Raw genomic sequence first — 12,384 nt, 5'->3', positions numbered from 1 at the left:
TGGAATTTCCATAATGCGCTAGATTGTGATATTTTTTAGTTATGGAAGCAAATATATTAAAACGTATTTTCTTTGATGAACATAATCATTGGGAACGATTTAAAGATAAATATGGAGCGAGGATCCGTCCAGTTGTTTTGAAAGAAATTGAAAAATTTAGAGGGTGTGGAGACCCTGAAAATGGATTTAAATTGTTTGTATGTGAAGGGTGTCATCATGTTCGAAAAGTTCCTTATCGTTGTAAAGGACGATTTTGTACAACTTGTTCTGTAGGAGAAAGTGAAGAATGGAGTAGACTTCTTTCAGAAGACGTACTTCAGGTGAATCATCGTCATGTTATTTTTACCGTAGATGAAGGACTTCGAGATATTTTTCTTTTGCACCGCCATTTATTAAAGATTTTTATGGATGAGGCCGCCAGGCTGTTGGTGGATTATTTTCAAAAGAAAATTAAGGTAACACCCGGTATTATCGTAGGTCTTCACACCTTCGGCACTAGAATTAATTTTAATCCGCATGTTCATATACTTGTTACAATGGGTGGGATGACAAAGATTGGAGAGTGGAAAGGGTATGATTTTCTTCCGTTTGAGATGCTTCGGAAACAGTGGCAAACCATCGTGTTAAAACTGATTCGAAAAGAGCTCACGGTGGCAGAAAAAAAGCCAATTCAATCGAAACTTCAAAAAGCATTTTCTGATAATGGGAAAGGCTTCTATGTACATGCTCCGAAACAGAAAGGAAACGTAAAAAAACAACTTCGGTATATTGGCCGCTATATTCGTCGACCTGCTATTGGGTTGAACCGGATCGAGGAATATGATGGGCAATCTGTTTCTTTTACATATACGGACAAATTAGATGGGAGGAAAAAAGTAGAAACGATATCTGTAGAAGAGTTTATTTCTCGATTAATTCGTCATATTCCAGATGAGCAATTCAAAATGATTCGTCATTATGGCATGTATGCACGTCGAATTAAAACATTATGTAAAAAACTATTAAATGAATGGCAAAAGAAAGCCAGACGTTGGATAATAAAAGTGAAAAAAACACTACGTCGTCAGACGTGGAGGGAACGAGTTATCGCGAGTGGAAAAAAAGATCCTCTTCTTTGTCCAAAATGTGAATCATTTTATGAATACAAGGGGGAAGTCTGCCTAGAAAGCAGAGAATGGAAAATAAAAGTAGCTTTATGCCAAAATACGCGAAATTATTTAAAGAGGGTGATTGATTATTTCGCCAGTAAGCAAACATCGAAAAAAGAAAAAGAAGAAAAACACAGTTGGACATAAGCGAATTAGCTATGTACAGTATGTTTGTGTAGGCTGTGCTCAAACAGAAAATATTCCCGATTCTGTGGTAAGAAGATTTGATATCATGGATGTAGGAGATTCGATTGTTCCGCCTAGGTTTTCCTGTGAACGATGTGGTGAAGATATGTATCCGCAGGATTACACAGGGATTGATGGGATTATGTACAATTTATCGGATTTTCGCTAGACGAAAAAGGACCGGGTGGTTTTCCCGGTTTTTCTTATGGACAAATTGAAGCTGAAAGTTATTTTTGGGACTATTTTTGAATATAAAAAGAATGTACATGCGTTGTTAGGGGAAGGGGGAGTATGTTGATAGAATTTCGTAATGTAAATAAATATTATGGTAATTTTCAAGTTTTGAAAAATATTAATGTGCAAGTGAAAAAAGGAGAAGTGGTAGTAGTTGTCGGGCCTTCAGGATCAGGAAAAAGTACATTGCTTCGATGTATAAATCAATTAGAGGCAATTACAGATGGAGAATTAATTGTACAAAATACAGAGGTACACAATAAAAAGACGGACATGAATGAATTACGGCGAAATATTGGGATGGTCTTTCAACATTTTTATTTATACCCACATAAAACAGTTCTGCAAAATATTACACTAGCACCGATTAAAGTAAATAAAGTTTCCAAAGAAGAAGCAGAGAAAACAGCAATGTTTTATTTAGAGAAAGTAGGAATCCCGGAGAAGGCTAATGTATATCCACATCAATTATCCGGAGGACAACAGCAAAGAGTAGCAATTGCTAGAGGACTTGCGATGCAGCCGGAAATTATGCTGTTCGATGAGCCTACGTCTGCTCTTGATCCGGAGATGATCGGGGAAGTACTTGATGTTATGAAAACGCTAGCTAAAGAAGGGATGACAATGGTCGTTGTCACGCATGAAATGGGATTTGCGCGAGAAGTAGCAGATCGGATTTTATTTATGGATGATGGTCAAATTATTGAAGATACGACACCGGCGCAATTTTTTGCAAATCCTGAACAAGAAAGAGCTCGTTTATTTTTAAGTCGGGTGCTAAATCATTAGAGGAGGAATTCCATGCTTAAAATGAAAAAGTTATTTACTTTAATCGTATTTTCATGTTTATTCGTGCTTGTTGTTGCTGGATGCGGAAGTAAGAAAGATGAGGCAAAGGAAACAAATACGAAGCAAGGCGGGGCTGTTGAGCAAATTAAGAAACGAGGAGAATTAGTAGTCGGGGTGAAGAATGATACGAATTTATTTGGATTAAAAAATCCTTCAACAGGGCAAGTAGAAGGATTCGATGTTGATGTTGCGAAGGCACTTGCGAAAAAAATTCTTGGAGATGAAAAGAAGCTAGAGCTGAAAGAAGTAACGTCTAAAACACGTATTCCAATGCTGAAAAATGGTGATATTGATGCAATTATTGCGACAATGACAATTACGGAAGAGCGCAAAAAAGAAGTGGATTTCTCAGATGTATATTTTAAAGCCGGACAATCGTTACTTGTGAAAAAAGGAAGCAATATTAAGAGCATCGATGATATAAAACAAGGCGTTAAAGTATTAGCTGTAAAAGGATCAACATCTACAAATAACATTCGTCAAAAGTCACCAGAAGCGACTGTATTAGAATTTGAAAATTATAGTGAGGCATTTACAGCGTTAAAGGCAGGTAAAGGTGATGTGTTAACGACAGATAATGCAATCCTTTACGGAATGGCAAAACAAGATTCTAATTATGAAGTAGTAGGAAAAATTTTTACAGATGAACCGTACGGAATTGCAGTGCAAAAAGGTGCAGACGATTTAACGAAAGAGATTAATAACTTACTAAAAGATATGAAGGCGAGCGGGGAATACGATAAATTGTATGAAAAATGGATCGGTCAAAAACAAGAGAAGTAAAGTGAAACTTTATTTTTCTTGATAAATAGTAAAAGTGAGAGGATGAGAGTGCTCATCCTCTTCTTGTAAAGAAAGAGGGGAGAATATGTGCCTGATTTTTCTATATTAACGAATAACATTGATATGTATTTAGAAGGATTTAAATATACAGTTATGTCTAGTGTAATTGCATTGATAGGCAGTTTTATTTTAGGAGTAATTTTGGCAGTAATGCGCATCGCACCGATTCGTATTTTAAATTGGGTAGGTTCAGCTTTTGTAGAGTTTGTAAGAAATATTCCACTCGTATTAATTGCATTTATATTTTATTTCGCGTTACCTGTAATAGGAATTACTTTAAATGGTTTTGTAGCAGGAACAGTTACGCTTACCGTATATACAGCAGCGTTTATTGCGGAAGTTATTCGCGCTGGTATTCTATCAGTCGAGAAAGGTCAGATGGAAGCAGCACGTTCCTCAGGATTGACTTATACGCAAGCAATGTACCATGTCGTTTTACCTCAAGCTATGAAAATTGTAATTCCCCCTTTAGGAAACCAGTTTCTCAATTTAGTTAAAAACTCCTCAATACTTGGAATTATTGCTGGTGCTGATTTAATGTATCAAGGAGATTTAATTTCAACGAAGACGTTTGTTACGTTTGATGTATATATATTTGTCGGGATGTTTTATTTAATATTAACAATTCCGCTCAGTATGCTAGTGCGTTATTTAGAAAAACGCTTAGCAAAGGAGGCGGTGTAAATGGATTTTAAGGGAGCAATTACAGGGGATCATATTCTATTTTTATTAAAAGGATTACTTATAACGTTAGAGGTAGCGCTCGTAGCAATTGTACTTAGCTTTATTATTGGTAGTGTAATAGGGATATTGCGCTACATGAAAATACCTGTCGTCTCACAAGTATTAGGAATTATCGTTGAAGTAATTCGAAATTTACCACTACTTTTGATTATATTTTTCACGTATTTTGCACTACCAGAAGCAGGCTTGAAATTAGAAATTATAACAGCTGTAATTGTTGCTTTAACAATATTTGAAGCAGCAATGATATCTGAAATTGTTCGAAGTGGTCTATTATCGATTGAAAAAGGACAAATTGAGGCCGCAAGATCTTCAGGATTAACGTATGTGCAAGCGCTTTGGCATATCATTTTACCACAAGCATTAAGGAGAATGGTTCCACCGCTTGTCAGTCAATTTATTTCATTGCTGAAAGATACAGCATTAGCAGTTGTTATATCACTGCCAGAGCTTATGCATAATGCTCAAATTATTAGCGGACAAAATGTGAATTATATGATTCCAACGTTTATGGTAGTAGCTTGTATGTACTTTATCGTAAATTATAGTTTATCAATTTTATCCAGAAGATTAGAACTTCGTTAACCCTTACAATATATGTAAGGGTTTTTCCTTGTTTCTCCTTATTTTCCTCTAAATAGAATCTAAATCTAGCTATAATTAGATTTTTTATATTATTTTATCAGAAAAGTTTTAATTTTATATAGAAAATGTAATCGCTTTCGTGTATATTTTTATTATCAGAAAATTTTAACAAGATATAGGGGTATTTGTAGGGGGAGGATTTAGATGCAGCAACCAACGAATGAGAAATTACATCGTACGATGAAGAGTAGACATTTATTTATGATCGCACTTGGTGGTGTAATTGGAACTGGTTTTTTCTTAGGTTCGGGTTACACCATTAATCAGGCTGGACCAGGGGGGGCCATCCTTTCATATTTAGTAGGCGGATTTATTATGTATTTAACAATGCTTTGTCTTGGAGAGTTAACGGTAGCAATGCCGGTTTCGGGATCTTTCCAAAAGTATGCAACGAAGTTTATTGGACCAGGAACAGGCTTTATGATTGGTTGGTTATACTGGCTCGGCTGGGCAGTAACAGTGGGTCTAGAATTAACGTCAATAGGTTTAATGATGAAAAGATGGTTTCCAAATGTTGATGTTTGGGTATGGTGCCTTGTATTCGGCGTTATTCTATATGCGTCAAATGCTATCTCAGCGAAAAGCTACGCTGAATTAGAATTTTGGTTTTCTAGTATTAAAGTAATTACAATCCTTGCATTTGTTGTTCTTGGTGGTAGTGCATTATTAGGATTTATATCATATGACGGAAAAGAAGCAGCACCTCTTTTCTCTAACTTTGTAAGCGATGGTGGACTTTTCCCGAATGGACTAGCTGCCGTATTACTTACAATGATTACAGTTAACTTCTCGTTCCAAGGAACAGAGTTAATCGGGATTGCAGCGGGAGAAAGTGAAAATCCAGAAAAAACAATTCCACGTGCGATCCGTAATACAGTATGGCGCATTATGTTATTCTTCATTTTAACAATGACAATTTTAGTAGGATTAATTTCTTGGAAGGAAGCAGGCGTAATTGAAAGTCCATTCGTAGTTGTATTTGATAAAATCGGTATTCCATATGCAGCTGATATTATGAACTTTGTTATTATTACTGCGTTATTATCTGTAGCGAACTCTGGATTATATGCAGCGACACGTATATTATGGTCACTTGCAAATGAAGGAATGGCACCAACTTCTTTCAAGAAAGTAAATAAACGTGGTATTCCAATTACAGCGCTAGTCGTAACGATTGCGGTAGCTGGATTATCCCTATTCACAAGTTTCCTTGCAGAAGATACAGTATACATGTACTTATTATCGATAGCTGGTTTATCGGCTGTTTCAAGTTGGATCATTATTGCTCTATCGCAACTTCGCTTTAGAAGTCAGTATATAAAAGGTGGAGGAAAGTTAGAGGACTTAAAGTATAGAACACCACTATATCCGATTGTTCCAATTTTAGCTTTAATTACAAATAGCATCGTTGTTATTAGTTTAGCGTTTATTCCTGAACAAAGAATGGCGTTATACTGCGGTATTCCATTTATCATTTTCTGCTATATATATTATTATTATATGAGTAAGAAACAGCAGAAACCGATGAAAGTGGAGATGGACAAAACAAATGAAACTAACAATCAAACACGATGATATAAAGGCAGATTTATCGTACGCTCAATTAGCGATTGGAAAAGAAAACGGGTATTCACCGTTACAATTACTCGTTTCTTCTATCGCAGGATGTAGTGCAATTGTCTTTCGAACAATTTTAGAAAAGAAACGTATTACATACGATACGTTTACGATCGAAACTGAAATTGGTAGAAGTGAAGCTTTATCCAAACCAGTTGAAAGTGTTCATTTGCAATATAAAATTAAAGCGGAAAACATTACAGAAGAGCAGTTGGACAAAGCATTGCAGCTTGCAGTGAAAAATTGTACGATTGTTCAATCTGTAAAAGATAGTATAAAGGTTACGGAAACAATTGAACTAATAAAATGAAACATAAAAACGTGAGAGCCGTATTCTCACGTTTTTATGTTTTTAGAAAGAGGGGAAAGTGTAGTGGACTGTTTAGGTTGTAAATTAGCAAACGAAGAGGAAAAAATATATAAAGTATATGAAGATGATTATGTAACTTGCTTTTTAGATCATGCGCCTTTCTACCCAGGACATACTTTAATTGTGCCAAAGCAACATGTTGTAGAAGTAGAAGAATTAGATGACGTTGTAGCAAGATCAATTATGGATGCTTCTAAGCTGATTGCAAAAGCGATTAAGGCATTATATAAACCAGATGGAATTACAGTTTGTCAAAATGGTGGAGTATTTAACGAGTTAACACATTACCATATGCATGTCGTACCAAGATATAAAGAGCGTTCGTTTGCTGAGTTTTATACGGTGCAACCGGAGGAAAAGAAGAATCATAACTTTGAAGAGACAAAGAATTTGTTAAAAGAAGCGATAGAGCAAATACTGCATATTGAAAAGGTGTAAAAGAATTTTTCTTAGAGATACAGTCAGGAAAATTCTAATATTAAAAAGCCCAATTTCTCAGTTACAATAGAGAAATTGGGCTTTTGTTTATTCTATTATTAAATTTTATCTATAAAAAGATTTTGCAGTGTCACAAAGTACAGTGCTCATTCGTTATATAGAGTGAGAGGAGGAATTATATGAAAGTTACAAATAACGATTATGAAAAGATGGAAGAGCTATACGAGTTGTACGAACAAAAAATTTATTATGTAGCGTATTCTATTTTAAATAATATTCAACAGGCTGAAGATGCGGTTCAAGAGACGTTTATTACTCTTTATAAGAACTTGGAAAAGCTCCATAGCTTGAGCACTGAAGAGCTTAAACGCTATATTTTGAGGATCGCGAAAAACAAGGCGATTGATAGTTACCGGAAAAATAAACGACATGAAACATTTTTAGAAGAATATGAAAGAGAATCAATAGAAGCAGTAGATGAAAATATTGAAGAGTGGGAAAAACGTAAAATGTCTGAGGTTCAAATTGATACATTGCTAAAAGAGTTAAATGAATCTAACAGACAGGTGTTTAAGTACAAAGTCTTCTATAACTTAACGTATCAAGAAATTTCAAGTGTAATGGGGATTACGGAGGCTAATGTCCGCAAGCAGTTTGAACGCGCTCGAAAACGAGTCCAAAATATGATAGGAGGTATACAACATGACGAATTCAAAGAACTCCAAAGAAATATATGAACTTGCTGAAAAAATTGCTTTAGATGATTTTGATAAATCCGAAGAACAACATGAATTTTCACATACATATACGCGCAAAAAGAAACTGTTTATGGAGGAAATGAAGCTGAAGGACGAGCGACCACAGAAAAAGAGTAAAAGACATCGTATGTTAATCGCTGCTGCCTGCTTATTGATTGGTATGCCGACAACCGTTTTTGGTGCAGTAAAAGTCTATAATATGATTGTTCAAAAACAAAATTATGAAGTAAATGTGTCGGTAACAAATAAGGACACGAAAAAGGCTGATAAGTGGTATAAGCTGAAAATTGATAAATTACCAGAAAATATGGAAGCAATTGATGACTCTGCTATGAAATATTCATTTAAAGATAACGACGCAAATGGAGGCTTTTCATTTAGTCTTTGGAGAGTAGGGGAAAATGCGGACTTTCAAACTTTATATTCAAAAAGCTACGAAGAAAAAGAGATAGGTGGCAAGAAAGCAGTAATTGTTCATAAAGAAACTGGAAACAACAATGTAATGTTTGATAGGAAGGTCTTTCTCTTTTTTGAGAAAGAAGGGATTATGTTAGAAAGTTTTATTGGATCAGATATAAATGAAGAACAAATGATAGATGTCTTAGGGAATATTTCACTTGAGCCCACGTCAAAAGAAAAGGCATCACATATATCAAATTATGATAAAAAGTATTTTAGCCAAGCAGATGAACCTAAAAAATCTAAAGTGATTCCTTTGAAAAAAGATAGCAAACGACTATTTCATATAGGGCAAAAGGTTCCAGTAACGATATCTATGGATAACAGCCAAATTGAATATGTGATAGAAAAAGTTGAAGTTTTTGATTCGATTAAAGATTTTAAACAAGAGAACTTTAATGAACTTGGCCTAGGGATATTAAGCAAGAAGAAGGCTTTAGATCAGACGGGAAAACTGCTATCGTACAGACGGGATATATATAAATTAGGGAATGGTAAAGATTCAATTGATACATTAGTAGATTCGCAATTAGTTAATGTTAAATTTGTCTACTTGACAACAACAGTGAGAAATATTGGTAAACAGGCGACAGAAGAAATCTATATGCATCCATCCATAAAGCAGCTTAAATTTGAAGGGAATGCATGGAAATACGCTAAAGAAGAGGGAATGGATGCAACGCGTATTATGACGGGAGAAGTTGATTATTTAGAGCCTCACGGAGATGGGAAAAGCTTCTACAATATTGGCAGTATCCTACCTGGCCAAACGATGAAAGTTAATTTAGGTTATTTTGTGGATGAGGATAAACTAGATTCAATTTTCCTTGATGCTTTCCGTTACAGTGGTTTTAGTGGAACTGAGAATATGAATTCGAAAAATCGTTGGTGGTTTGACATTCGTCAATAATAAAACAATAGGAACAACGGGACGAAAAAAGCTGCTTATATTTAGCAGCTTTTTTCGTCTTCATACATATGTAAAACTTCTTTCGCACGCATAAGTAAACCATCTATCAATTCTTTCGGTTCTAAAATTCGTGCATCTTTTCCAAGTCTATAAAATAAAGGGGTAATAAAGTTGATTTCGCCTTTATCAATTGTTGAATGTATATATCCTGTCCCGTCTTCGTTTATTACCACGAATTCTTCAAGGTAAGGAACACTTTTACATTGGCGCACGCCTTCTGTCGTTAGTAAAACATGTAATTGGGTAGGAATGTGCACTACGTTAGAGCTAGAGGTAAACCATTCTTCTAAATTCATGAACGTACTTTCATTTTTTTCTGTTGATAATATAGAAAGAATACGATCAACACGATACAGTAATACTTTTTTTCTCCTGAAGTCATAGGATGGTAAGTACCATAGCCCATCATGAGCGTATACACCGATAGGATGAACATGTTTTGTTTTTATCCCCGATTTAGATTCGTATTGAAAGTGTAAATTTTTATTTTCAATAGCCGCACTTAACACTGCGTTTAATAGAGGTGTATCAATTGTTCTCTTCGGATTCCAAAAAGCGATATAAGAACGTATTTTATTAACTTTCACTTTCGCATCATGTTGTAGAGAGCTATACAGTTTATGCGTAACGGAATTGATTTCTGTGTTAAAAGGTAAGTCTCGATAGTAACTTAAAGATTGAAAAGCAAAAAAGATGGATACCGCTTCTTCTTCAGTAAATAAAATAGGGGGAATGACTTTATTCGTTAATACTTTATATCCTCCATTACGACCTTGTTCTGCATAAATAGGTAATCCCATATCACTTAAATCTAAAATGTATCTGTGGACAGTACGAACGGAAATATTAAATTCATCAGCTATTTCTTGAGCTGTAAATGCTTTTTTTGCAGAAGCAAATATAAGAATATCTAATAAGCGTTTAGCTTTTGACAAATGTATCACCTTTTTTCTTTTTAAACATGACATAAATTGTCGTGTTTTATTGTTAGTATATTGTTTACAGCATAATGTTATCAAGATGAGATGTAAGGAGGAAAAAATATGTCACGTGAAATAGTTTTATTTATAGCCGCTAGCTTGGATGGATATATTGCGAAAGAAGATGATGATTTACAGTGGTTAATGGAAACCGAAGGAGAGGGAGATAACGGTTATACAGAAATGTACGAAACGATTGATACAATAATTATGGGAAAAAGAACGTACGATTATGTAGTAGAGCATATGGAAACATTCCCGTATTTAGATAAAAAATGTTATGTTTTTTCTAACTCACAAAAAGGTTCAAATGAACACGTGGATTTTGTAAATGAAGAGGTAGTGGAGTTTACGAAAAGGTTGAAAGAGCAAGAAGGATCTAAAATATGGATGGTCGGTGGAGGGAGTCTACTGAGAGAGTTCTTTAAGAATAATTTAATTGATGAATATGTTGTTACAATTACACCGCATATATTAGGTTCTGGAGTTCCGTTATTTCAAGACAAGAATCCAGAAATTAATTTAACTTTAACGGATACGAAACGTTTTGGGCAATTTGTAAATTTATATTATAAAGTAAAATGATAAAGTGAAACTTTAATCAGTGGGGGTTTTGTTCATCTCCCACTGATTATTAGTTGAACCAATCGGGCTTTTACGGGCAGTTGATCCCCCACCTAACTTCTTTGCTTCCGCTGAATTTTGATGTAGGGGTCTTACTGCCCGTTAATGCGGGATAAAAAAACACGACTATTGATGATAGTTGTGTTTCTTTATGGATGGTAATGAAACTATAAAGCAAGACCCGTAATCGACTTCGCTCGTTACAGTAATATTTCCGCCGTGTAGTTCTACAATTTCCTTCACGATAGAGAGTCCTAAACCAGTTCCGCCTGTAGATCGTGATCTTGCTTTATCGACACGGTAAAAGCGGTCAAAAATGTGAGGGAGGTCTTCAGGTGGAATACCTTCGCCTTCATCTTCAATTGTAATGGAGATACGTTTATGTTCGTCTGTAATAGAAATGTTTATATGAGAATGTTCTTTTGAATGTCTATAAGCGTTATTTAAAATGTTCACTATCACTTGTTCGAATCGCTGTTCATCTAAGTTTACTAGCAATGTAGGAGAACAAGAGAAAGAAACTTTAATGTATCTTTCTTTATACATGGCGTTTACTTTTTTAGCTATGCGAGTAAGGAAGGTGTGTAAATGCACTTCCTTTACTTGAATAGAAAAGCTATGTTGTTCTATTTGTGCAAGTGAAAATAAATCTTGAACTAAGTTTGTAATGTAATCAGACTCGTCTTTTATAATTGATAAATATCGCAAACGTTGTTCAGGAGGGGTGCTTTCTTTTAAAGCAATGTCAGCATAACCTCGTACGTATGTTAACGGTGTTCGTAATTCGTGAGCAACACTTGCTAGAAATTCACTTCGCTCTGTTTTCATATAATGTAAATCATTTGCGAGCGTTTGAATAGATGATGCTAGTTCACCAATTTCATCATTTCGAGTAGTCGTTAATGAAACGGACAAATCGCCTTTACTCATTTTTTCAGTTGCATGTTTCATGTGTAACAATGGCTTTGTTAATAAACGTGATAATAGGAAAATTGTGATGACTGTGAGTAGAAACGTGATGGCACCAGCAATAATGAATTGTTTCGTTAATCCATTAACCAACTTTTCAATTGATTCTGTTCCAAGAAACATGTACACATAGCCTTCATGTTTTCCATCGACTACAATAGGGCTAACTGTACATATATAATTAGATGTTTTCCAATGATTTTCTATAATCGCTCCATTATGGTCTGTTCGAGTTTGCATTTTACTAATATGATCGTTTATAGTCGTGTTTATTTCGTTAGATTTAGCTAGTATTTCTTTATTTGTATTTGTAATAACGACAGTTGTTTCAGCTTCAGATTCCATTAGTGCTACGTGAGAGATTGTTTGCTTATCATAATATTTTTCAAGTACATCACGATGACTGTTTCCACGTTTTAATAAAGCAGTCATTTCTTCATTTACTCTAGTGTTTACGAGACTATAATAGAGCAATACAAATAGAACACTTTCAATTAAAAGTGTGACAATTAAAAAATAAAATCCGAATTGAATAGAGATTCGTTTCATC

General features: G+C 34.8%; 13 protein-coding genes. 11 read left to right on the top strand and 2 right to left on the bottom strand.

Annotated features, from left to right (window positions below; translation table 11 throughout):
- Nucleotides 1–41: 41 nt before the first annotated feature.
- The 10 genes from MHI28_RS14610 (at nt 42) to MHI28_RS14565 (ending at nt 9,201) form a co-directional block, all read left to right on the top strand.
- Nucleotides 42–1,295, top strand: coding sequence for an IS91 family transposase (locus MHI28_RS14610; RefSeq protein WP_100910182.1), 1,254 nt, complete (start codon nt 42–44; stop codon nt 1,293–1,295).
- A 333-nt stretch (nt 1,296–1,628) separates the two neighbouring features.
- Complete coding sequence (locus MHI28_RS14605) at nt 1,629–2,357, top strand: amino acid ABC transporter ATP-binding protein (RefSeq protein ID WP_002162934.1); 729 nt, start codon at nt 1,629–1,631, stop codon at nt 2,355–2,357.
- Nucleotides 2,358–2,369: 12 nt separating this feature from the next.
- Nucleotides 2,370–3,200, top strand: coding sequence for a glutamine ABC transporter substrate-binding protein GlnH (gene glnH / locus MHI28_RS14600; RefSeq protein WP_000916474.1), 831 nt, complete (start codon nt 2,370–2,372; stop codon nt 3,198–3,200).
- Between the two features lie 87 nt (nt 3,201–3,287).
- Nucleotides 3,288–3,944, top strand: a complete 657-nt coding sequence (locus tag MHI28_RS14595; protein ID WP_001112685.1) for an amino acid ABC transporter permease — start codon at nt 3,288–3,290, stop codon at nt 3,942–3,944.
- Nucleotides 3,945–4,589: an amino acid ABC transporter permease gene (locus tag MHI28_RS14590; RefSeq protein ID WP_000345975.1), complete on the top strand. Its 645-nt coding sequence runs from the start codon at nt 3,945–3,947 to the stop codon at nt 4,587–4,589.
- Nucleotides 4,590–4,793: 204 nt separating this feature from the next.
- Nucleotides 4,794–6,224: an amino acid permease gene (locus MHI28_RS14585; protein WP_001187093.1), complete on the top strand. Its 1,431-nt coding sequence runs from the start codon at nt 4,794–4,796 to the stop codon at nt 6,222–6,224.
- Nucleotides 6,199–6,576 carry an OsmC family protein gene (locus MHI28_RS14580; protein WP_000778854.1) on the top strand — a complete coding sequence of 126 codons (378 nt, stop codon included), beginning with the start codon at nt 6,199–6,201 and terminating at the stop codon, nt 6,574–6,576. Before MHI28_RS14585 ends, MHI28_RS14580 begins: the two co-directional genes overlap by 26 nt.
- A gap of 63 nt (nt 6,577–6,639) precedes the next feature.
- Entirely contained in the window at nt 6,640–7,074 is a 435-nt protein-coding gene (locus tag MHI28_RS14575) for an HIT family protein (RefSeq protein WP_000340518.1), read from the top strand.
- A gap of 179 nt (nt 7,075–7,253) precedes the next feature.
- Nucleotides 7,254–7,811 carry an RNA polymerase sigma factor gene (locus tag MHI28_RS14570; protein WP_000869275.1) on the top strand — a complete coding sequence of 186 codons (558 nt, stop codon included), beginning with the start codon at nt 7,254–7,256 and terminating at the stop codon, nt 7,809–7,811.
- A complete protein-coding gene (locus MHI28_RS14565) occupies nt 7,777–9,201 on the top strand; it encodes a DUF4367 domain-containing protein (RefSeq protein WP_000185124.1) in 1,425 nt (474 codons plus the stop codon). The genes MHI28_RS14570 and MHI28_RS14565 overlap by 35 nt, the downstream gene beginning before the upstream one ends.
- A 41-nt stretch (nt 9,202–9,242) precedes the next feature.
- Here the strand turns inward: MHI28_RS14565 and MHI28_RS14560 are convergent, their stop codons facing one another.
- Nucleotides 9,243–10,229, bottom strand: coding sequence for a helix-turn-helix transcriptional regulator (locus MHI28_RS14560; RefSeq protein WP_114365429.1), 987 nt, complete (start codon nt 10,227–10,229; stop codon nt 9,243–9,245).
- Between the two features lie 75 nt (nt 10,230–10,304).
- On the opposite strand from MHI28_RS14560, the gene MHI28_RS14555 reads away from it, so the two are divergent.
- Entirely contained in the window at nt 10,305–10,826 is a 522-nt protein-coding gene (locus MHI28_RS14555; RefSeq protein ID WP_000085772.1) for a dihydrofolate reductase family protein, read from the top strand.
- Between the two features lie 165 nt (nt 10,827–10,991).
- Here the strand turns inward: MHI28_RS14555 and MHI28_RS14550 are convergent, their stop codons facing one another.
- A complete protein-coding gene (locus tag MHI28_RS14550) occupies nt 10,992–12,383 on the bottom strand; it encodes a sensor histidine kinase (protein ID WP_000822550.1) in 1,392 nt (463 codons plus the stop codon).
- Nucleotide 12,384 lies beyond the last annotated feature (1 nt).

This window comes from Bacillus sp. FSL K6-0268 (genome assembly GCF_038005425.1).
In the GTDB taxonomy this organism is placed as follows: domain Bacteria; phylum Bacillota; class Bacilli; order Bacillales; family Bacillaceae_G; genus Bacillus_A; species Bacillus_A thuringiensis_S.
This window is presented reverse-complemented; position numbering and strand designations above follow the sequence as displayed.

Bases quoted from the DNA above. Each gene is read 5' to 3' on its own strand.
- MHI28_RS14555 (WP_000085772.1), top strand. From the start codon at position 10,305: ATGTCACGTGAAATAGTTTTATTTATAGCCGCTAGCTTGGATGGATAT.
- MHI28_RS14580 (WP_000778854.1), top strand. From the start codon at position 6,199: ATGAAACTAACAATCAAACACGATGATATAAAGGCAGATTTATCGTAC.
- MHI28_RS14550 (WP_000822550.1), bottom strand. From the start codon at position 12,383: ATGAAACGAATCTCTATTCAATTCGGATTTTATTTTTTAATTGTCACA.
- MHI28_RS14570 (WP_000869275.1), top strand. From the start codon at position 7,254: ATGAAAGTTACAAATAACGATTATGAAAAGATGGAAGAGCTATACGAG.
- MHI28_RS14585 (WP_001187093.1), top strand. From the start codon at position 4,794: ATGCAGCAACCAACGAATGAGAAATTACATCGTACGATGAAGAGTAGA.
- MHI28_RS14610 (WP_100910182.1), top strand. From the start codon at position 42: ATGGAAGCAAATATATTAAAACGTATTTTCTTTGATGAACATAATCAT.
- MHI28_RS14560 (WP_114365429.1), bottom strand. From the start codon at position 10,229: ATGTCATGTTTAAAAAGAAAAAAGGTGATACATTTGTCAAAAGCTAAA.
- MHI28_RS14565 (WP_000185124.1), top strand. From the start codon at position 7,777: ATGACGAATTCAAAGAACTCCAAAGAAATATATGAACTTGCTGAAAAA.
- MHI28_RS14590 (WP_000345975.1), top strand. From the start codon at position 3,945: ATGGATTTTAAGGGAGCAATTACAGGGGATCATATTCTATTTTTATTA.
- glnH (WP_000916474.1), top strand. From the start codon at position 2,370: ATGCTTAAAATGAAAAAGTTATTTACTTTAATCGTATTTTCATGTTTA.